This window comes from Streptomyces sp. NPDC043854 (assembly GCF_056436005.1).
The window spans coordinates 52,838-73,486 of sequence record NZ_JBWKDK010000017.1; the positions used below are offsets into that span (position 1 = coordinate 52,838).

Consider the following 20,649-nt stretch of genomic DNA (forward strand, 5'->3'; position numbering starts at 1 on the left):
TACATGGCAGGCACGCCCCCCACGCAAACCCGTTCCCGTGGGAGAGAATGGACCGGGCATGGCGGAGGCGGGCGCGGTACGGGAGAGGGATTGTGACGACGGCATCCCGGCGGTGGTTCGGTGGGCGGGACGACAGTCGGCGGGCGGATGCTCAGGCGGCCAAGGATGCCGCCGCCGCCGCGTTCTACGAGCTGGACACGGCGCAGCGGGATCTGCGGATCTCGATCGAGACGATTGCCGCGGCGGACGGTTCGCCGGCGGCACGGCAGGCGGGCGAGGCGTTCGCCGCGCTGGGGCAGCGGATCGACCAGGCCAGCCACGTGTACATCGAGGCGGTCGACGCGCATGACCTGGACCGGCCCGAGCTGGACGGGGCCGTGGCGGCGCGGGCGCGGGACCAGCTGACGCGGGCGCGCGAGGAGCTCGTACGGGCCAAGGGGGAGCTGGATCGTTTCGCTCAGGGCATCCAGCCGCTGCTGGACCGGGCCGAGACGCAGCTCGCGCAGGTGGCGCCGGCCCGGGAGCGGGCGAAGGCCGCGCTGCTGGCGGCGAGCACGGCGCTGGACGGGGTCCGCGGAACGGGGATGCGGGCCGATGACCTGGCGGCGCGGCTGGCGGCGCTCGGGCCGGAGCTGACCTTGCTGAACCAGGGCGTCGCCCAGCACGGGGTGCGGGACACCCTGCAGCGCGCCGACCGGATACTGCGCGACGCCGAGGCGATACGGGCCGAGCTCGCGCGACTGCCCGAGCGTGCCGCGGAGATCGACCGGCGGCTGGTGAGCCTGCGGACCCGGGCGCAGGCGCTGCGCAACCGGGCGGACCGGGTGGATCCGGTGCTCAGCGAGCTGCGCCGGCGGTTCAGCGCGGCCTGCTGGCAGGATCTCCAGCACGTGCCGGAGCAGGCGGTACGGGATGTCGCGCGGGCGGAGGAGCAGCTGCGGGAGGCCGCCCGGGCGCGGGAGGAGCAGCGCTGGGCGGACGTGACGGCGCTGATCGAGGCGGTGCGGGCGGGCCTGGACTCCACCGACGAGGCGGTGTCGGCCGCGCAGGACCGGCTGACCCGGCTGGAGGCGGTGGCGCGGGACCCGCAGGAGGAGGTGCAGCGGACCCGGTTCGTGATCCGGGACGCGCAGCGGTTGGCGATGGAGGGCCGCAGCGTGCCCGACCCCCGGCACGCGGGGCCGCTGGACGAGTCGGTAGCCCGGGTGGACCGGGCCGTGGCCTCGCTGGAGGGGCGCCACCCCGACTACTGGCACTTCCTCCGGGAGATGGAGGAGGTCCGGGCGGCGGTGGGCCGGGTGGTGGCGGACCTGCGGGGCCGGCGCGCCACCGGCTGAGCCGAGCCGAGTCGAGCCGAGCCGAGTCGAGCCGAGCCGGGTCGAGCCGGGCCGGGCCGAGCCGGGCCGAGCTGCGGCCGGAGTTGTCCGGGGGTGGGCATCGGCGGATGCTGGGAGGGGTAGAGGTACGGAGCAGAGGAGGGCGGTATGGCTGCCCACGCTTCCCGCGCGGCTCGTTTTTCTCGGTCGGCTCGTGCGTCTCGGACTGCTTCCGCGCCTCGTGAGGGCTATGCACCGCACGCGACCTACGGGTGTCACGAGGCCCATGAGAATTACGCGCCCTACGTGCCCCATGAGCCCTACGGGCCGCAGGTGCCGCAGGAATCCCACAGGCTGCGGCGCCGCATGCGCCGCATGATGCATCCCGTCGAGGCGCAGCTCGACGAACACCTGCCCGTCGACCACAAGCTCAGCGTGGTCTACCGGGTCGGTGCCGGCCTGACGGGGGTCCTGCTCGTCGTCTTCGGGATCCTCGGGCTGATGAACCGGATCGGGTTCTTCGACACCGGCGGCGACCGGGTCCTCACCCTCAACACCAACGGCGCGCTGAGCGTCCTGTCGATCTGTGTCGGCCTCCTGCTCTTCATCGGGATGGTGATCGGCGGGAACTTCGCGTCGACGCTCAACATCGTGCTGGGGCTGGCCTTCATCGCGAGCGGGTTCGTCAACCTCGCCCTGCTGGACACCGGACTGAACTTCCTCGCCTTCGAGATCCAGAACGTGCTGTTCAGCTTCGTCGTCGGCGTGATGCTCATGTGGTTCGGCATGTACGGGCGGGTGGGCAGCGCGTTGCCGCACGACAACCCGTACTGGCGGGCCCGCCACCCCGAGCAGGCGGCCCGCGAGGACCGGGCCCGGGTCCAGGGCCGGGCACGGTCGTCGGCGCCCGCCGCAGGGCACTGATCCCTGTCCCTACCCCTGCCGGCCGCCCGGCGAGGCCGCGGCCAGCAGGGCTTCGGCGGCCGCGGTGCGGGCGTAGAGCACGGTACGGCCCGCCCGGTGGGCGCTGGCCAGGCCCGCGTCGCGCAGTGCGGTCAGGCACTGGGAGACCCGGGCCGGGGAGAGGCCCGTGCGGTCGGCCAGCTCGGTGGTGGAGGCGGGGCTGTCCAGCTCCGCCAGGAGCGTGCTGCGCGAGCGCCCGAGTACGGCGGTGAGGGCCGCGGAGGCGGTGCGCGGCCGCGTCTCCCACAGGGAGCCGGCGCCGCGCGCGGGATAGACGAGCTGGGGCGGGTCCGGCGGCGCCACCCGCGTGGAGAGGCCGGTCGGCTTGAACGCCGAGGGGATGAGCAGCAGCCCCGGGCCCGCCGCCGCCCGGCTGAGCGCCCGCTGCGGGGACTGCGGGCGGGCGAGGCGCAGGGCGTCGCCGTCCCAGTCGGCCTGCGGGTCCAGGTCGGTGAGGAGGCGGGCGGCGCCGTGTTCGGCGGCCTGCCGGGCCCGGTGCAGGACGTCGGCGTCGAGCACGGCGCGCATCCGTGCCCAGTAGGGGGCGAGGGCCAGCTCCCAGAAGGCTTCGGCCTCCTCCGCGACCCGGGCCAGCCGGCCGCGCGGGTCCGCGTGCAGCGCCCGCAGCCGCGGGCCGAGCCGCCCCTGGTGGTGCCCGAGGTGTTCGAGGTTCCGGCGCACCCGCTCCGCCGGGGTGGCCGTGACCGCGGCGAGTTCCCGGCCCAGTGCGGGGGCCGGTCCGGGCGGCGCCGGGGTGAGGAAGTCGGGGACGTAGCCGGAGGCGGCCGGGATCAGCTCGGCGAGCCAGCCCCGGTCCAGCCCGGCGGCCGCCACCCGCGGCAGCACCTGCGCGAGCCACGGCCCGTGCACGGGGTGCCCGGCCGCCGGCCCGGTGGCCACCCGCCCCGCCGCTCCCGCTCCCGCTCCCGCTGCCGTCGCCGTCGCCGGAGTCGGCGTCCGCGCCCGAGTCGGCGTTGTCCGTACGCCGTCCACCGCGCCCGAGGACCGGGCCAGCAGCCGGAAAGCGGTCATGAGCTGCCACATCGGCGAGACGGCGAACCGCATGCGCGCCAGATCGTCCGCCGAGAACGGCAGCACCGTCGGCCGGCCCATGGCAGTCCCCCCGGGGGCCCGGATTCAGCTGGAGCCGAATCATTGGCCGCCCACCCTACCCTCCGGTGATCATTCCGGCATGACCCCACAGACGATCACCGCAGCGGCATCCGGCACCTGGAACCTCGGCGACCTCCGCGTCAACCGGATCGGCTTCGGCGCGATGCGGATCACCCAGGACGGCGCCGCCTTCGACCCCGCCGCAGCCCCCGCCGACCGCGACCGTGCGATCGGCGTACTGCGCCGCGCGGTCGAGCTCGGCGTGAACCACATCGACACGGCCGCCTTCTACTTCTCGCGCCTGCGCTCCGCCAACGAGCTGATCAACCGTGCGCTCGCGCCCTACCCGGACGACCTCGTCATCGCCACCAAGGTCGGACCGGGCCGCGACCCGTCCGGCGCCTGGATGCCCCACGCCACCCCCGGCCGGCTGCGCGGCCAGGTCGAGCAGAACCTGCGCGAGCTCGGCCGCGACCACCTCGACGTGGTCAACCTGCGCATCGTCGGCACCGACTCGATCGCCGAACGCTTCGGCGCACTCGCCGAACTGCGCGAGGCCGGGCTCATCCGCCACCTCGGCCTGTCCAACGTCCGGCCCCACCACCTCGCCGAGGCACAGGCCATCGCCCCGGTGGTGTGCGTGCAGAACGCGTACGGTCTCGGCTTCGACCGGGAACAGAGGGCCGAACAGCGCGAGCTCATACGGCTCTGCGGGCAGCAGGGCGTCGCGTACGTCCCGTTCTACGCGGTGGCCGGCACGCGGCGCGAGGCCGGGCTCCGCCCCGCCGGCACCGAGTCCGACAACCAGGCCGACGCCGACACCACTGCCGAGGCCGTCTCCGCCCTCGCCCAGGCCCGCGGAGTGAGCCCGGCGCAGGTGCGGCTGGCATGGACGCTGCACCTCGGCAAGCACGTCCTGGCCATTCCGGGCACCGGCAATCCGGACCACCTGGCCGACAACATCGCCGCGGGCGCCCTGCGCCTGTCCGAGGACGAGCTGCGGCTCCTGGACCCCGACGGCCAGGACGGCCGCACCGCAGCCCGGGCGGACACGGCCCGGTAGCGGGGGCGCGGCTTCCCCGGTGGCCGGCGGGGCCTCCTCGGTGCGGGGCCGCTCGGTAGCCTTGGCGCATGCCTCGATACGAATTCCGCTGCCGGACCTGCGACGACACCTTTGAGGTCAGCCGTCCCATGGCCGAGTCGTCCGCCCCCGCCGACTGCCCCGCCGGGCACTCCGACACCGTGAAGCTGCTCTCCGCCGTCGCCGTCGGCGGGACCAGCAGCGCCCCCGCCCCGTCCGGCGGAGGCTGCTGCGGTGGCGGAGGCTGCTGCTAGTACGCCCGTCACCCCGGGCGGCGGGCGGCGGGCGGCGGGCGGCCGGCGACCGGAGGCGCCCCGTGGCGCCCGGCCGACGGGCGCCGACCGACGGGCGGCGGCCGGCGTCAGCGCTTGCGCGACAGGGTGAGCCCGTCCGAGATCGCCAGCAGCACGGACTCCATCCGCGGATCCTCCGCCACGTGGTCGTTGTAGGCGCGGACGCCGGCCGCCGACCCGCTCGTCGCCGTCTCGTCCACGACCATGCCGTGGAACAGCGTGTTGTCGGTGACGATCAGCCCGCCCGGCCGCATCCGCGGGACGAGCTCCTCCCAGTACGCGATCTGGTTCTCCTTGTCCGCGTCGACATACGCCATGTCGATGTGCGGCTCGGCCGGCATGGCGCGCAGCGTGTCCAGCGCCGGGGCGATGCGCAGGTCGATGCGGTCGGCGACGCCGGCCGCCTCCCAGGCCTGCCGCCCGTACGCGGTCCACTCGTCCGAGATGTCGCAGGCGATCAGGACGCCGTCCGCGGGCATCGCCTGGGCCATGGAGAGGGTGGAGAAGCCGGTGAAGGTGCCGATCTCCACGATGTGGCGGGCGCCGGTCAGCCGGACCAGGAAGGCCAGCAGCGGGCCCTGTTCCTCCGCGGACTGCATGCCGGCGACATCGGGGAACTTGGCGTACGTGGTGTCCACCAGCCCCCGCTGGATCTCGTCCAGCGGAGGGTTGTGGTCGAGCATGTAGCGGTAGAGCTCGTCAGTGATCTTCGTCGTATTGCCCTTGGTCATGCGCCAAGTGTGCCCACTTCACGGGCAGTCCGGGAGAATGCCCGCACGATCTCCTCGCCCGCCGCGACGCCCTTCTCCGTCAGGGCCGTGACCGACGGCGCGTGCCAGCCCGCGTCGGCCAGTTCGCCGTGCCCGGGCCGCCAGGCCGCGTCCGCCGAGAGCAGCAGGTCGGCGTCCAGCAGGGAGTCCCCGGCCGCCAGCGTCGTGGACGCGCCCGTGCGCCGGGCCACCTCGCGCATCGCGGCGCTCTTCGTCAGCGGCCGCGGGACCGCGTAGACCTTGCGGCCCTGGAGGGAGATCGTCCAGCCGCGGGCCTCGGCCCAGGCGGTCAGCACCTTGATCCATTCCTCCGGCACCCGGTCGCGCTCGACGACCAGGTACGCGAACAGGTCCTCCGCGACCCGCGCCTTGCGCAGCCATGCCGGGTCGGCGACCGCCAGCAGGTGCTGGTGCACCTCCTCCAGCGGGGCGCACTCCTCGGCCAGCCGGGCGGCCACCTGCCGGCGCCAGTCCCGGTCCGGCACCCCGTCCACCAGCAGCTGCCCGCCGTTGGCGCAGATCGCGTACGGGGCCGGGCGGCCGGGGAAGCGGATGCGCTGGTACTGCTTGCGCGTCCGGGTCGTGGTCGGGACGAAGAACACCGAGGGGTCGGCGGTCAGTTCGGCCAGCAGGGCCGCCGCGGTTTCCGTCATGTACGACAGCGGCTTGCTCTCGTGCACCTCCACGCACAGCAGCCGGGGGGCGTCCGCGTCGGGCACGGTCAGGCCGAGGGCGGCCGCCGAGTAGATGAGCGTACGGTCGAGATCGCTGGCTACCAGGACAGTCACTTGGAGGCCACAGCCTTTCCGTCGGCGCCGGTCGCGCCGCGCGTGTATCGGGGGTGGATGAGTCCCACGCAGGTGTAGGGCAGCCCGTCGACCTCTTCCACCGGTACTCCGCGCTGCTCGGCGAGGAGCCGTACGTGGTCCAGGTCGGGGCCGGCGCCGCGCCCGGCCAGGACCTTCCAGGGCACGCGGCGCAGCAGCACCCGGGTGGTCTCGCCGACGCCGGGCTTGACCAGGTTGACGTCGTGGATGCCGTACTCCTCGCTGATCCGCTCCACTGCGGCCCAGCCCTCCCAGGTCGGGGTCCGGTCGGCCGCGAGCAGCTCCTTGGCCTCGGCGTCGACGGCGTCGGCCACCTCGCCGAAGCGGGCGGCGACAGTGTCGACGAAGTCGGCGGAGACGTCGGCCCCGGCGAGCTCGCGGTAGAACTTCGCGCCGTGGAAGTCGGCGGGCCCGACCAGGTCGGACCTGAGCACCGTACGCGATATCAGGCCCGAGACGGTGGAGTTGAGGCAGGCGGAGGGGATCAGGAAGTCCTCGCGGGTGCCGTACGTGGGCACGCACGAGCCGGGGTCGGCCAGGACGACGATGTCCGGGTTGAACTCCGGGCCGCCCTCCTGCTCGCGGTGGGCGCGCAGGGCGGCGGACAGCTCGCGGGTGATGGCGCCCTTGCCGGTCCAGCCGTCGACGAAGACGACGTCGGCGGGGTCGTGGTGGGCGGCCAGCCAGCGCAGCGCGTTGGCGTCGATGCCGCGGCCGCGCACGATGGAGACGGCGTAGTGCGGCAGGTCCAGGCCGTGCCGGGCCTTCGCCCAGCGGCGCATCAGCACGCCGACGGGGGTGCCGGCGCGGGCCAGGGAGACCAGGACCGGCGAGGGGGTGCGCTCGGCGAGGACGATCTCGGTGACCGTGCCGACGGCCCGCGCGATGCGGGCGGCGGAGGCGTCCAGCGCGCTCCGGTAGAGCTCCTGGTACTGGTCGGACGGCTGGTACTCGACGGGGAGCGACTCCGCGTAGTGCGCGCCGCCCGCCTGGATGGCCTCCTCGCGTTCCTCGGTCGGGGCCTCCAGGGCCACGCCGGAGAGGTCCTGGAGCAGCCAGCCGACGTCCTCGGCGGCGTACGAGGAGAAGGCCGGGCCGCGCAGCGGCTCGGGCAGGCGCGGCTGCGTCGGGTCCGGCTGCGCCGCGGCCGGGTGCGCCGGGCCGGGCTGGAGCAGGGTCGGCTCGGGCATGGTCGGCTCCTGCCGGTCGGGAGAGGCGTCGGGGGTGCGCGCGGGCACGTACGAGGGGACGACGGCGAGCAGGACCTGCCCGGCGTGCGGGGCCAGGCGGGCGAGGAGCCCGTCGGGGGCGTGCAGCGCGTCGGTGTCCCCGTGGCCGTCGACCACGGCGAGGACGGTGTCGAAGCCGGCCCCGGCCACGTTGTAGGCGTACCGGTCCCCCGGCCCGTCGGCGGGGGCGTCGTGGGCGGGGAAGACGAGCCGGGTGCGGATCGCGTAGCCGGGGTCGTCGACGGCGAGGACGGGCGAGCGGGTGGTGGTGGAGAAGCGGACCTCGCGGGCCGCCCCGGACTCCTCCAGGGCGAGCGCGAGACGCAGCGGCGCGTACATCAGCTCCTCGTTGCCGAGGACGAGGACCCGGCCGGGGGCGGCGCCCAGCGCGTCGGCGAGCTGCCCGGCCAGCGCGGGCAGCGCGGCCTCCAGGCGGTCGCGGTGCGCAGGGGTGAAGCCGTGGCGCCCGCCGTCGGGCACCCCGGCCGGCCAGTCCAACTCCACCCGCCGGACCGGGGCGTGACGCGGCCCGGGCACGGAGGCGCAGGCGGAGGCAGCGGCGGGGCCGGAAGCCGGCACGGAGCCGGAGACCGGGCCGGAGCCGGGCGCCGGGCCGGAGCCGGAGCCCGCGGCCCCGGCCCCCTCCCCGGTCCCGATCCCGTCCCGGGCCTCCCGTTCGTACTGCTCGACCAGGGCCTGCCCCTTGGCCAGGACCCCCTCGGGCAGGTGCACGCTCCCCGAGGCCAGCGCGAGGAGGTCGACCCGTGCGCCGATCTCGGCTGCGAAGGCGCTGAGCCGCTCGCGGTCGGCCGGGGAGCGCATGTCGACGAGGGCGACGACCACGTAGTGCGTGCGGGGGTGGCGGGCGTGCACGTCGCGGATGGTGTTCAGGACCGTGTTGCCGGTGGAGAACTCGTCGTCGACGAGGACCAGCGGCCCGCCGCCGGCCAGCAGCTTCGGGTCCTCGGGCAGCAGCAGGTGGGAGGTGGCGTGCGAGTGGCTCTCCTCGAAGCCGCCGGCGGGTGCCACGCCCGGCACCGGGCGGCGCGTGGAGTGCAGGTAGGGGGCGGCGCCCAGGCCGTCGGCCACGCAGTGGCCGAGGCCCGTCGCGGTCTCGGCGTAGCCGAGGACCACCGCGGCGGCCGGGTCCTCCCCGGCGGCGTCGAGCAGGGCCCGGACCCGCTCGCCGAGCCCGTACCCGGCGGCGTGGACGGCGCGCGGGGACTGCGGGACGTGCTTGCCGAGCACCTGCGAGACCAGCAGGTGGGCCCGCTTGGGGTTGCGCCGCAGGGCGAGGCCGAGGAGCTCCTCCAACCCCGGCCTGCGGGAGCCGTCCGCTCCTTCCAGGCGTACGCCCAGCCGGTCCGCGACCCAGGTTCCCGACCACACCGCGTCGATCTTCTTGCCCTTCTCCGTCGTCATACGAGTCACACCGGTCATATCGCAGCCAGGTCCGTGCCCTGCCCGCTCACACCTGGAGCCCTGCCGTGAGCAGGTCGACGAAGCCGACCTGCTCCTTCGCCACCCCGAACACCTCGGCGCGCAGCATGGTGCGCTCCGCCCAGGCCCGGTGGGGCTTCACCTCGTTCATCTTGTTCGTGTACGCGGAGCGCATGACGCCGCCGCCGTCGCGGTCGGGGCGCAGGATGTCCTGGGCGTCGCTGAACTCCTCGTGGGAGACCACCGACAGCGCGTGCACGGGCGTGACGTGGGCCGGGTGGATGCAGGTCTTGCCGAGGAGCCCGTTGGCCCGGTCGAGTTCGATCTCGCGCAGCAGCCCGTCCAGGTCGTGCTCGATCAGGGCGGTGCGCAGCTCCTCGACGCCCTCCTCCAGGAAGGGGCTGCGCCGCAGCTGCGGCTTGAACAGGCGCTGCTGGCGGCGGAAGTACTCCCAGACCGGGCCGGTCACGGTGAAGCCGGTGCCGTCGGCGCGGCTGAGCACGTTGACCACGTCGGCGATCACCCCGGCGACGATCTGGACGTCGTACGCGGTCATGTCGGGGGTGCGGCGCAGGCCGTACGCGGAGCAGAAGTCGGTGACGCCGAGCCGCAGGGCGAGCACGCGCTCGCGGTACCGGCTGACCGTGTGGGAGATCCCGGCGAGGGCCTCGGCGCGGGTTTCGAGGTGCAGCAGGTCGGGGGTTTCCAGGACGGGCATCGCGTAGAGCCGGGGGAGCCCGCTGAGGGCCTCCGCCTCGGCCACGGCGTCGAGGAAGGCGGGGCCGCGGCTCACGGTGAACTTGGGAAGGACGAATCCGGCCATTCTGTGGACGGAGCCGCCGAGGCGGCGCGTGAGGTCGGGTATCTGCTCGGGGGTGCGGACGCGGATGAAGAGGAGGGGGAGCTCCGGGTCGCCCGCGCCCTGCTCGTCGAGGTCGGCGAACTGCCGGACGAGGTTCTCCTCGGCGTCGTGCACGTCGCCGTCGCTGATGGAGTCCTCCAGGCAGAGGACCATGGAGACGACCCCGCGGCCGGCCTGCTTGCGGATGTCGCCGGCGAGGTTCGGCCGGGTGGCCGGGCTGTAGAGGGTGGCTCCGAGGGCGGCGGCGAGCAGGCGTGCGGGGGAGGCGGCGGTGAATTCGGCCGGCTCCATGTGGAAGAGTTCCTGGCGGACCGCGGGCGATATGTGCCCAAAGTGACGCATGTGCTTCCCCCGTACTGCCTCGGCGGCCCAACTGGCGTGGCCGGTAATAGTACGTACGAACGTGAGTCAAGAGTTCCTCAAGCACATGAAGTTCAGGTAACCCTTATGCACCATGCCCACGGTCGGCGGCCGGGGCAAGGCCCTGCGGGGGGCCGCGTTGTTCCGCGCCGCCCCGGGAGGGCAGGATGACGGGCATGACGCACGCGATGCAGAAGGGCTCGAACATCCCGGTGACCACGGTGGCGGTCCGGGCGGTGCTGCGCTGGACCGGCGGTCCCGAGGTACCGGACGTGGACGCCTCGGCGCTGCTGGTGGGCCCGGACGGACGGGTGCGCTCGGACGAGGACTTCGTCTTCTACAACCAGCCCCGCCACCCCTCCGGTTCCGTCTGGCGGCTCGGCAAGAAGCAGGTCGGCGAGTCCGTCACCGACGCCGTGCAGGCGGACCTGCGGACGGTGCCCCCGGTGGTGGACCGGATCCTGGTGGTCGCCTCCGCCGAGGACGTGCCGTTCCAGCGGGTCCGGGACCTGCGGATCCTGCTGTACGACGCCACTGCGACCGGCGGCGCCGAACCGCTGGCCTACTTCGACGTACGGCCGGAGACCGGCGCCGAGACGGCCCTGATCTGCGGGGAGCTGTACCGGCGGGGCGACGCGTGGAAGTTCCGCGCGCTCGGCGAGGGCTACTCCGACGGGCTGGTGGGGCTGGCGACCGACCACGGCATCTCGGTGGACGAGAACGCCTCCGACGGCCCCGCCGAGGGCGCCTCCGCGGGCGCCGGCGCGGCCGGGCCCACCTCCGAGCAGACGGCCGCGATGCGGCCGCCGACGCCGCCTCCGCACCCGCCCGCGCCGCAGACGCAGGCCCCGCCGGCCGAGCAGCCGGCGTACGGGTACCCGCAGCCGGTGTCCCCGGCGCCGGTGCCGGCCCCGGGCGGCGACCCGTCGTTCCGGCTGCCGGTGCAGGGCCCGCAGTTCGTCCGGCGCTGACGCCGCCGGGTGGGGGCGGTCAGGCCTTGGTGCTCTTGTAGCCCCGCCCCCACTGCAGGCCCCACCCGTACAGCCGGTCCAGCTCGGCCTGGAACCCGTACACGAACTTCACCTCGCGGCGCACGATCAGCTCGCCCTTGACGTGCTCCAGGGAGACCACGGCGCAGGAGCGGGCCTCCGGGTGCCGCTCCTCCAGCGGGATCTCGATCCGCGGCCCGGTGATCGGGTACAGGGTGACCAGGGCGTGCGTCCGGTCGAAGGCCGGGGTCTGGTCGTAGATGTAGACGAACACCAGCAGCCGCTTGATCTCGTCCGCGTGGTCGAGGTTGATGAAGACCGTCTCGCCGGAGGGCGCGCCGAACCGGTCGTCGCCGCTGAGTTTCACGTACGGCGGGCTGTTGATGTCGCCCAGCAGGTTGCCCAGCGGCTGTACGACGCCCCGGGTGCCGTCGGCCAGCTCGTACAGGCAGCCGATGTCGAGGTCGACGTTGACCATGCCCTGGGTGTGCCCCTGCACCACGTCCGGCTTGAACAGCTTGAACGGGTGCCGCAGCAGCTGGCCGCTCTGGCCGCTGCGGCCGCCGATGTCGGAGCTGCGCATCCGCCAGGACAGGTTGACGCGCAGATTGCCGTGGACGGCACCCTGCTTGGTCAGCGACACCGTCGGTTGCCGCTTGGTGAGCTCGATCGCCGAAGAGGCGTTGCCCGAGTCGAACTGAAGGGCACGGCTGCCCCTGATGCCGTCGAAGAATCCCATCCCCTGTCCCCCCTGACTGCCGGGATCCCCTGATCCCCCTGTGGTCCCCGCGCGGGCCGCCGCACGGGCGCGGCTACGCGGACGGGGCGGCCCCCCGGGTCCGTGGACCCAGCAGGCCGCCCCGCCATGGAGCGTTCCGCAATACCGCCGCGGTCATGCCTCGCTGGAGGTCATGCCCCGGTGGAGGTCATGCCCCGGCGGAGGCTTCCTCCAGCTCCATCCGCTTGTTGCGGCGCACGGAGGACCAGAAGGAGGCGGCGATCAGGACGACGCCGATGAGGCCGGTGATGATCTCGCTGATCTCGTGCTCGATGGTGACGAGCAGGATGACCGCGAGGGCGCCGATCGCGTAGTGCGCGCCGTGCTCCAGGTAGACGTAGTCGTCCAGGGTGCCCTGGCGGACCAGGTAGACCGTGAGCGACCGGACGTACATGGCGCCGATGCCGAGGCCGAGCGCCATCCAGAAGATGTGGTTGGTGATGGCGAAGGCGCCGATGACGCCGTCGAAGGAGAAGGAGGCGTCGAGGACCTCCAGGTAGAGGAACAGGAAGAAGGCGGCCTTGCCGGCCAGGCCGACCGCGGAGACCTGCTTGCCCTCTGCCTTGGCCTTCTCCTCCTCCTCGTGCTCGCGCTCCTCTTCCTCCTCCAGCTTGTCCTCGAAGTAGGAGGAGAGGCCGCCGACGATCAGGTAGGTGATCAGACCGGCGACGCCGGCCAGCAGGACCGTTGCGGACTTGTCCGCGTGGCCGGTGCTGGTGTGGGCGTTCGTCGCGAAGGTCATCGCGGCGACCAGCAGGGCGATCAGGGCGATGCACACCGAGAGCATGTCGACCTTGCCGAGCTTGGCCAGCGGCCGCTCCAGCCAGGCGAGCCACTTGTGCTCGCGCTCCTCGAAGACGAAGTCGAGGAAGATCATCAGCAGGAACATGCCGCCGAACGCCGCGATCGCCGGGTGGGCGTCGGTGACCAGCGCCTCGTACTGCTCGGGGTGGTCCAGGGCCAGCTCGATGGCCTCGATCGGGCCCACCTTGGCGCTGATCGCGACAATGGCCACGGGGAACACCAGCCGCATGCCGAAGACCGCGATCAGGATGCCGACCGTGAGGAAGATCTTCTGCCAGAAGGCATTCATCTTCTTCAGGATTCCGGCGTTGACGACCGCGTTGTCGAAGGACAGCGAGATTTCGAGGATCGACAGGATCAGCACGATCCCGAACGCCTCCCACCCCCACTGCCAAGCGGCGAAGGCAAGGCCGAGCGCCGTGATGGCGAACGACCAGCCGAAGGTTTTCAGAACCACTGGCACCCCATGTTCTCGTACGGCTTTACGAAACGTTGACCCCGAAGTCTAGAGCGATGCCCCTCAGGCCCGACGCGTACCCCTGGCCCACCGCCCTGAACTTCCATTCGCCTCCGTACCGGTAGACCTCGCCGAAGATCATCGCGGTTTCGGTCGAGGCGTCCTCCGAGAGGTCGTAGCGGGCCAGCTCCTGGCCGTCCGACTCGTTCACGACCCGGATGAAGGCGTTGGTGACATGCCCGAACGTCTGCCGGCGGGCGTCCGCGTCGTGGATCGAGACCGGGAAGACGATCTTGTCGACCTCGGCCGGGACCTTGCCCAGGTCCACGATGATCGACTCGTCGTCGCCGTCACCCTCGCCGGTGAGGTTGTCACCCGTGTGTTCGACGGAGCCCTCGGGGCTCTTGAGGTTGTTGTAGAAGACGAAGTACCGGTCCCCCAGGACCCGGCCGTCGCGGCACATCAGCGCGCTGGCGTCGAGGTCGAAGTCGGCCCCTGTCGTCGAACGCGCGTCCCAGCCCAGACCGACCAGGACCCGGGTGAGGTTCGGTGCGGCCTTGGACAGGGAGACGTTGCCCCCCTTGGCGAGTGTGACGCCCATGTTGAAGTCCTCCCCGGACGACGTGGTGGTCAGGGCCCGCCCGTGCGCGGGACGGGCCGGCGGTGCGGTGGTGCGGTGGTGCGGTGGTGCAACCGCGTCCGGCGCCGTACACGGGGTGTGTGCACGGCGCCGGACGGGTGAACAGCAGGCGGGATCAGACGTTGACGCCGAAGTCCCGCGCGATGCCGGCCAGGCCGGAGGCGTAACCCTGGCCGATGGCGCGGAACTTCCACTCCGCACCGTTGCGGTAGAGCTCGCCGAAGACCATGGCGGTCTCGGTCGAGGCGTCCTCGGAGAGGTCGTAGCGGGCGAGCTCGGTGTTGTCCGCCTGGTTCACGACGCGGATGTACGCGTTGCGGACCTGGCCGAAGCTCTGCTGGCGGCTGTCGGCCTCGTAGATCGAGACCGGGAAGACGATCTTGGCGACGTCGGCCGGGACGCCGGCCAGGTTCACCTTGATCACCTCGTCGTCGCCCTCGCCCTCACCGGTGAGGTTGTCACCGGTGTGCTCGACCGAGCCGTCCGGGCTCTTCAGGTTGTTGAAGAACACGAAGTTCGAGTCGTTGGTGACCTTGCCCAGGTCGTTGGTCAGGAGCGCGCTGGCGTCGAGGTCGAAGTCGACACCGGTGGTGGTGCGAGCGTCCCAGCCCAGGCCGACGAGCACGGCCGTCAGATTCGGCGCGGCCTTGGTCAGCGAGACGTTGCCGCCCTTGCTGAGGCTGACTCCCACGGGTCCTCCAATGAATTCATGTCCGGGGCGGTGCCCCTGTCGTGCGATGGGGGCCCTCCCAGCGAGGGCTGGGGGAGCTACCGGATCAACGTGTTGATCCTAGTGACGGGTTCCCGCCGCCACGCGGATTCTGCCCGCGCAACCGCCCGGCGGAACGGGAACGCGGCTCACAGGCTGTCGAGCGCCTTGATGTACTCGTTCAGGTCACGCGCGTCGGGCAGCCCGTTGACGACGGTCCAGCGCACGGTGCCGTCCTTGTCGATGATGAAGGTGCCGCGGACCGCGCAGCCCTTCTCCTCGTCGAAGACGCCGTACGCGCGGGAGGTCTCGCCGTGCGGCCAGAAGTCGGACAGCAGCGGGTAGTCGAAGCCCTCCTTCTCGGCGAAGACGCGCAGGGTCGGCACGGAGTCGTTGGAGACAGCGAGGAGCTGGACGTCGTCGTTCTGGAAGCGGGGCAGCTGGTCGCGCAGCTCGCACAGCTCGCCCGTGCACACACCGGTGAAGGCGAACGGGTAGAACAGCAGCACCACGGCCTTCTCGCCGCGGAAGTCGGAGAGCCGGACGGTGGCGCCGTGGTTGTCCTTGAGCTCGAAGTCCGGGGCCTTGCTGCCGATCTCGATGGCCATCTGTCGCATCCCTTCGTTCCCGCATCCCTGCGTTCGGCTGTTCGGGTGAGAGGCCAGCCTATGGGGCAGGGACCTGCAGACGCACACACCCCGCCGACGGGGTCGGCGGGGTGTGTCTCCGCTTGGCTGCGGCGCTCGGCTGCGGCGCGTCGCTCAGCGCTTGGACTTGGCGGCCTTGGGGGTCACCAGCTTGCTGGCGGCCCACTCCTTGCCGACGCTGACGGGCCTGGTCTGCGACAGGCCGGCGGTCTCGGCGGCCTCGCTGATGTCACTGGCCTCGACGTAGCCGGGACGGCCCGTCTTCGGGGTCAGCAGCAGGATCAGCGCCGCCTCCTCGACCAGCTCGGTGGCGTCGACGAGGGCGTCGGTGAGGTCGCCGTCCTCGTTGCGGAACCACAGCAGCACCGCGTCGGCCACGTCGTCGTAGTCCTCGTCGACGAGGTCGTTGCCGATCAGTTCCTCGATCTCATCGCGGAACTCCTGATCGACGTCGTCGTCGTAGCCGATCTCCTGGACCACCTGTTCGGACTGGAAACCCAGCCGGGCGGCCAGGCTCTCCGCGTGGTCCGCGGTCGCGCTCACGGGGTGCCTCCTGCTCATGTTCGGTGAATGTCTTCGGCCGCGCGCGTACGCGCAGCATTGGGCGTAGTCCACACGGGCGCGGCGGATCGCGCAAGTACCCGGCCGCCGGGACCGCCGAAACGGTGACGATTGCGGCCGTCTCGCCGCAACTTTCAGCCTTCCCGTGCGGTCCTGTGGTGATTCATCCCACACCATTGCAGCCGATACGGCATCGACTGGGAACTTCTTACCTGTTTGAGGGACCGAACATCCTTGCGGGCCGGGTGATCGCCCCGGCCCGGGGTTGCGGTCCGGCACAGCGGTCGCCCGCGAGATCGCGAATCGCCCGACTCCAGGGATTACCCAGTGGTAAAGATGACGATTCCGACCGAGCGTAAGACCATGGGAGGCGGCGCACCCGAGGCACGACTCCCCTGACAGCGAAGGAACAGCGTGGCTTCCGCATCCGATCGCAACCCGATCATCATTGGCGGCCTGCCGAGCCAGGTCCCGGACTTCGATCCGGAGGAGACGCGGGAGTGGCTCGACTCCCTCGACGCCGCCGTGGACGAGCGCGGCCGTGAGCGGGCCCGCTATCTGATGCTGCGCCTGATCGAGCGGGCCCGCGAGCGGCGCGTGGCCGTGCCCGAGATGCGCAGCTCGGACTACGTCAACACGATCGCGACCAAGGACGAGCCGTTCTTCCCCGGCAACGAGGAGATCGAGCGCAAGATCCTCAACGCCACCCGGTGGAACGCGGCCGTCATGGTCTCCCGGGCCCAGCGCCCGGGCATCGGCGTCGGCGGCCACATCGCCACCTTCGCCTCCTCGGCCTCCCTCTACGACGTGGGCTTCAACCACTTCTTCCGGGGCAAGGACGAGGGTGACGGCGGCGACCAGATCTTCTTCCAGGGGCACGCCTCCCCCGGCGTGTACGCCCGCGCGTACCTGCTGGACCGGCTCTCCGAGCAGCAGCTCGACGCGTTCCGCCAGGAGAAGTCGAAGGCCCCGTACGGCCTGTCCAGCTACCCGCACCCGCGGCTGATGCCGGGCTTCTGGGAGTTCCCGACGGTCTCGATGGGCCTGGGCCCGATCGGCGCCATCTACCAGGCCCGGATGAACCGGTACATGGAGGCGCGCGGGATCGCGGACACCTCCAAGTCACACGTTTGGGCGTACCTCGGCGACGGCGAGATGGACGAGCCGGAGTCGCTGGGCCAGCTGTCGCTGGCGGCCCGCGAGGGCCTGGACAACCTCACCTTCGTCGTCAACTGCAACCTCCAGCGCCTCGACGGCCCGGTGCGCGGCAACGGCAAGGTCATCCAGGAACTGGAGTCGATCTTCCGCGGGGCCGGCTGGAACGTCATCAAGCTGATCTGGGACCGCTCCTGGGACCCGCTGCTGGCGCAGGACCGCGACGGCATCCTCGTCAACAAGATGAACTCGACGCCGGACGGCCAGTTCCAGACGTACGCCACCGAGACGGGCGCGTACATCCGGGACCACTTCTTCGGCGACGACCAGCGGCTGCGCGCGATGGTCGCGGACATGACCGACGACCAGATCCTGCACCTGGGGCGCGGCGGCCACGACCACAAGAAGATCTACGCGGCGTACGCGGCGGCCCGCGCCCACAAGGGCCAGCCGACGGTGATCCTGGCCAAGACGATCAAGGGCTGGACGCTCGGGCCGAACTTCGAGGGCCGCAACGCCACGCACCAGATGAAGAAGCTGACGGTCGACGACCTCAAGCGCTTCCGCGACCGCCTGCACCTCCCGATCACCGACGCGCAGCTGGAGCACGGCGCCCCGCCGTACTACCACCCGGGCCGCAACTCGCCCGAGATCCAGTACATGCACGACCGGCGCAAGGCACTGGGCGGCTACGTGCCGACCCGCGTGGTGCGCGCCAAGCCGCTCCAGCTGCCCGACGACAAGGCCTACGCGGCGGTCAAGAAGGGTTCGGGCCAGCAGTCGATCGCCACCACGATGGCGTTCGTCCGGCTGCTGAAGGACCTGATGCGGGACAAGGAGATCGGCCGGCGGTTCGTGCTGATCGCGCCGGACGAGTACCGCACCTTCGGCATGGACTCGTTCTTCCCGAGCGCCAAAATCTACAACCCGCTGGGGCAGCAGTACGAGGCCGTCGACCGCGACCTGCTGCTGGCGTACAAGGAGTCCCCGACCGGCCAGATGCTGCACGACGGCATCTCGGAGGCGGGCTGCACGGCCTCGCTGATCGCCGCCGGCTCGGCGTACGCGACGCACGGCGAGCCGCTGATCCCGGTCTACGTCTTCTACTCGATGTTCGGTTTCCAGCGCACGGGTGACCAGTTCTGGCAGATGGCCGACCAGCTGGCGCGCGGTTTCGTGCTCGGTGCGACCGCGGGGCGGACCACCCTGACGGGTGAGGGCCTCCAGCACGCGGACGGCCACTCGCAGCTGCTGGCGTCGACGAACCCGGGCTGCATCGCGTACGACCCGGCCTACGGCTACGAGATCGCGCACATCGTCAAGGACGGCCTGCGGCGCATGTACGGCCCCGAGGCCGAGGACGTCTTCTACTACCTGACCGTCTACAACGAGCCGATCCAGCACCCGGCCGAGCCGGCCGACGTCGACGTGGACGGCATCCTCAAGGGCATCCACCGGGTGGCCGCGGGCACGTCCGGCTCCATCCCGGCGCAGATCCTGGCCTCCGGCGTGGCGGTGCCGTGGGCCCTGGAGGCGCAGCGGATCCTGGCCGGGGAGTGGAACGTCAAGGCGGACGTCTGGTCGGCGACCTCCTGGAACGAGCTGCGCCGCGAGGCCGTGGAGGTGGAGGAGCACAACCTGCTCCACCCGGAGGAGGAGCAGCGCGTCCCGTACGTGACGCGGAAGCTGTCGGCCGGCGAGGGGCCGTTCGTCGCGGTCTCGGACTGGATGCGGGCGGTCCCGGACCAGATCGCGCGGTGGGTGCCGGGCGCGTACACCTCGCTGGGTGCGGACGGGTTCGGCTTCGCGGACACGCGCGGTGCGGCGCGTCGGTTCTTCCACATCGACGCCCAGTCGGTGGTGCTGGCAGTGCTGACCGAGCTCGCCAAGGCGGGCCGGATCGACCGGTCGGCGCTGAAGCAGGCCGTGGACCGCTACCGGCTGCTGGAGGTGGCGGCGGCCGACCCGGGCACGGCGGGCGGCGACGCGTAGCGGCGGGCCCCGAGGGTCTTGCGGCGGCGGTCGGCGGGCCGGGGTGCCGGTGTGCGCCCCGGCCCGCCGCCGTGCGACGGCCGCAGCACCGCAGCACCGGCCTGTGAGCTTTACGCGTTCCTTACGATGCTCCGTATGAAGGAATCGTCCCGCCAGCTGCGGTGGGAGCAGCGGACCCAGACCCCGCTGCTCGTCCTCGCCGTGGCGTTCGCCGTCGCCTATGCCGTGCCGATCGTGGCCCCCGACGCGGACGCCCGGGTGCACCGTGCGTGCGCGGTCACCGAATGGGCGGTGTGGGCTGCGTTCGCCGCCGACTACCTGGTGCGGCTGGGCCTGTCGGCTTCCAAGAAGGCCTTCGTCCGCTCCCACTGGCTGGACCTGATCGCGGTGGTGCTGCCGATGATCCAGCCACTGCGGCTGCTGCGGCTGGTGTCCACCCTGCTGCTGGTGGGCCGGCGCGCCCGGATGGCCCCGCAGATCCGGCTCACCACGTACGTGGCGGGCTCGGTGGTCGGGCTGATGATGTTCGGCTCCCTGGCGGTGCTGAGCGTGGAGCGGGACGCGCCCAACGGCAACATCCGGAACCTGGGCGACGCCGTGTGGTGGAGCTTCACCACGATGACCACCGTGGGGTACGGCGACCACTCCCCCACCACCGGGCTCGGCCGGGTGCTCGCGGTGGGGCTGATGCTGGCCGGGATCGCCCTGCTCGGTGTGGTCACCGCGAACATCGCGGCCTGGTTCATCGCCCGCTTCGAGTTCGACGACCAGGCCGAGCGGGAGCAGACCGCGGCCATCGCCGAGCTGGCAGCAGAGGTACGGGCCCTGAGAGCCGAGGTCGCCCGGCTGGGCGGGACCGCGCCGGGGCCGGCAGCCCGGGTTTCCGGCCCGGCCACCGAGGCAGCCCCGGTGTCCGCGGCGGCCCCGGTGGCGGGGTCCGCTAGCTTTCCCACACCTTGAAGGCGCGCACCAGGTAGGGCGACTCGGGGAGCTGGACTCCGTCGCCGGGGTAGGTCTGGAACTCGCCCGTCTCGGCGCACTCGGCCGACTGGTAGGTGGTCACCGGCCGCCCGGTGCGGTTGACGAGGGACTGGGCGCTGGTCCCGGCGGGCAGCGCGGTGCAGCTGTTGACGTCCAGGCCGCTCAGCTCGTGGGTGTGCCGCTGGCCCTTGAACTCGGGCCGCGCCCACAGGCACAGCTGCCCGGTCGCGCAGGGCACCGCCTTCCTCGGCGGCGGGCCCGCGGCGGGCCCGCCGGGTGCGGCGGGTGCGGCGTGCGCGGTGCCGGACCCGCCGGGCAGGAGGGCGGCCAGCACCAGGGCGGCCGCGGCCAGGGCCGCGTGGACGCGTCCGGAGGCGGCGCGCGCCGTGGCCGTACGAGCCGTACGGGCCGTGGTGCAGGCGCGGGCGGCGCGGGCGGGCGTGGCACCTGCGGGGGAACTCGTACGCATGATGGGTCAACTCCTTGTGGACGTGCCGCCCCGGACCGGTTCCGAAGCAGCTCGGCCACCACGCTGACCTGCGCGGACGGGCGGGCGGAAGGGGGTGCGGGCGGGTCCACCCGGATAGGCGACAGCCCCGCCGGAACCGTCCGGCGGGGCTGTGGAGCACAGCGGGTTGACGCCCGAGCGGCCCGAGCGGCCGCCGGGGCGGCGGCGGGGGCT

At 72.4% G+C, this 20,649-nt stretch carries 19 protein-coding genes; 7 read left to right on the forward strand and 12 right to left on the reverse strand.

The features are described from left to right. The first annotated feature begins 47 nt into the window (after positions 1 to 47). Together AC068A_RS17630 and AC068A_RS17635 are read left to right on the forward strand one after the other, a co-directional pair. Positions 48 to 1,337, forward strand: a complete 1,290-nt coding sequence (locus AC068A_RS17630; protein WP_478585829.1) for a hypothetical protein — start codon at positions 48 to 50, stop codon at positions 1,335 to 1,337. Positions 1,338 to 1,682: 345 nt separating this feature from the next. After that, positions 1,683 to 2,240 carry a DUF4383 domain-containing protein gene (locus AC068A_RS17635; RefSeq protein WP_478585975.1) on the forward strand — a complete coding sequence of 186 codons (558 nt, stop codon included), beginning with the start codon at positions 1,683 to 1,685 and terminating at the stop codon, positions 2,238 to 2,240. 9 nt (positions 2,241 to 2,249) lie between these two features. Here AC068A_RS17635 and AC068A_RS17640 read toward each other — a convergent pair whose 3' ends face one another. Beyond that, positions 2,250 to 3,392 carry an ArsR/SmtB family transcription factor gene (locus AC068A_RS17640; protein ID WP_478585830.1) on the reverse strand — a complete coding sequence of 381 codons (1,143 nt, stop codon included), beginning with the start codon at positions 3,390 to 3,392 and terminating at the stop codon, positions 2,250 to 2,252. A gap of 79 nt (positions 3,393 to 3,471) precedes the next feature. Here AC068A_RS17640 and AC068A_RS17645 point away from each other — a divergent pair, with 79 nt between their 5' ends. Next, entirely contained in the window at positions 3,472 to 4,455 is a 984-nt protein-coding gene (locus tag AC068A_RS17645) for an aldo/keto reductase (RefSeq protein ID WP_478585831.1), read from the forward strand. A gap of 68 nt (positions 4,456 to 4,523) precedes the next feature. Beyond that, a complete protein-coding gene (locus tag AC068A_RS17650) occupies positions 4,524 to 4,727 on the forward strand; it encodes an FmdB family zinc ribbon protein (protein ID WP_179172463.1) in 204 nt (67 codons plus the stop codon). Between the two features lie 107 nt (positions 4,728 to 4,834). Here the strand turns inward: AC068A_RS17650 and AC068A_RS17655 are convergent, their stop codons facing one another. Genes AC068A_RS17655 through AC068A_RS17670 form a run of 4 tightly spaced genes read right to left on the reverse strand, consistent with a single transcriptional unit; the run spans position 4,835 to position 10,236 of the window. Then, on the reverse strand, positions 4,835 to 5,497 hold the full coding sequence (locus tag AC068A_RS17655) for an O-methyltransferase (protein WP_478585833.1): 663 nt from the start codon (positions 5,495 to 5,497) through the stop codon (positions 4,835 to 4,837). Further along, positions 5,494 to 6,324 (reverse strand): HAD family hydrolase, encoded by an 831-nt coding sequence (locus AC068A_RS17660; protein ID WP_478585834.1) that lies wholly within the window; start codon positions 6,322 to 6,324, stop codon positions 5,494 to 5,496. The genes AC068A_RS17655 and AC068A_RS17660 overlap by 4 nt, the downstream gene beginning before the upstream one ends. Next, positions 6,321 to 9,014 (reverse strand): phosphoribosyltransferase, encoded by a 2,694-nt coding sequence (locus tag AC068A_RS17665; RefSeq protein ID WP_478585835.1) that lies wholly within the window; start codon positions 9,012 to 9,014, stop codon positions 6,321 to 6,323. Before AC068A_RS17665 ends, AC068A_RS17660 begins: the two co-directional genes overlap by 4 nt. A gap of 46 nt (positions 9,015 to 9,060) precedes the next feature. Further along, positions 9,061 to 10,236 (reverse strand): HpcH/HpaI aldolase/citrate lyase family protein, encoded by a 1,176-nt coding sequence (locus AC068A_RS17670; protein WP_478585837.1) that lies wholly within the window; start codon positions 10,234 to 10,236, stop codon positions 9,061 to 9,063. A 194-nt stretch (positions 10,237 to 10,430) separates the two neighbouring features. On the opposite strand from AC068A_RS17670, the gene AC068A_RS17675 reads away from it, so the two are divergent. Further along, positions 10,431 to 11,225, forward strand: a complete 795-nt coding sequence (locus tag AC068A_RS17675) for a TerD family protein (RefSeq protein WP_478585839.1) — start codon at positions 10,431 to 10,433, stop codon at positions 11,223 to 11,225. A gap of 19 nt (positions 11,226 to 11,244) precedes the next feature. Here AC068A_RS17675 and AC068A_RS17680 read toward each other — a convergent pair whose 3' ends face one another. From AC068A_RS17680 to AC068A_RS17705, 6 genes are all read right to left on the reverse strand, one after another. Then, a complete protein-coding gene (locus tag AC068A_RS17680) occupies positions 11,245 to 11,982 on the reverse strand; it encodes a TerD family protein (RefSeq protein ID WP_478585841.1) in 738 nt (245 codons plus the stop codon). A 187-nt stretch (positions 11,983 to 12,169) separates the two neighbouring features. Continuing rightward, a complete protein-coding gene (locus AC068A_RS17685) occupies positions 12,170 to 13,282 on the reverse strand; it encodes a DUF475 domain-containing protein (protein ID WP_478585843.1) in 1,113 nt (370 codons plus the stop codon). A 25-nt stretch (positions 13,283 to 13,307) separates the two neighbouring features. After that, positions 13,308 to 13,883 carry a TerD family protein gene (locus AC068A_RS17690; RefSeq protein ID WP_478585845.1) on the reverse strand — a complete coding sequence of 192 codons (576 nt, stop codon included), beginning with the start codon at positions 13,881 to 13,883 and terminating at the stop codon, positions 13,308 to 13,310. Between the two features lie 154 nt (positions 13,884 to 14,037). Then, positions 14,038 to 14,613, reverse strand: coding sequence for a TerD family protein (locus AC068A_RS17695; RefSeq protein WP_478585847.1), 576 nt, complete (start codon positions 14,611 to 14,613; stop codon positions 14,038 to 14,040). Between the two features lie 167 nt (positions 14,614 to 14,780). Then, positions 14,781 to 15,239 (reverse strand): peroxiredoxin, encoded by a 459-nt coding sequence (locus AC068A_RS17700; protein ID WP_478585849.1) that lies wholly within the window; start codon positions 15,237 to 15,239, stop codon positions 14,781 to 14,783. Between the two features lie 153 nt (positions 15,240 to 15,392). Continuing rightward, a complete protein-coding gene (locus AC068A_RS17705) occupies positions 15,393 to 15,821 on the reverse strand; it encodes a DUF3052 domain-containing protein (protein WP_478585851.1) in 429 nt (142 codons plus the stop codon). 432 nt (positions 15,822 to 16,253) lie between these two features. Between AC068A_RS17705 and aceE the strand changes: the two genes are divergently transcribed. Further along, positions 16,254 to 18,986 carry a pyruvate dehydrogenase (acetyl-transferring), homodimeric type gene (aceE, locus tag AC068A_RS17710; protein WP_478585853.1) on the forward strand — a complete coding sequence of 911 codons (2,733 nt, stop codon included), beginning with the start codon at positions 16,254 to 16,256 and terminating at the stop codon, positions 18,984 to 18,986. A gap of 135 nt (positions 18,987 to 19,121) precedes the next feature. Next, positions 19,122 to 19,946 carry an ion channel gene (locus AC068A_RS17715; protein ID WP_478585855.1) on the forward strand — a complete coding sequence of 275 codons (825 nt, stop codon included), beginning with the start codon at positions 19,122 to 19,124 and terminating at the stop codon, positions 19,944 to 19,946. On the opposite strand, the gene AC068A_RS17720 is transcribed toward AC068A_RS17715, so the two are convergent. Further along, entirely contained in the window at positions 19,927 to 20,436 is a 510-nt protein-coding gene (locus AC068A_RS17720; RefSeq protein ID WP_478585856.1) for a peptidase inhibitor family I36 protein, read from the reverse strand. The genes AC068A_RS17715 and AC068A_RS17720 overlap by 20 nt on opposite strands. Positions 20,437 to 20,649 lie beyond the last annotated feature (213 nt).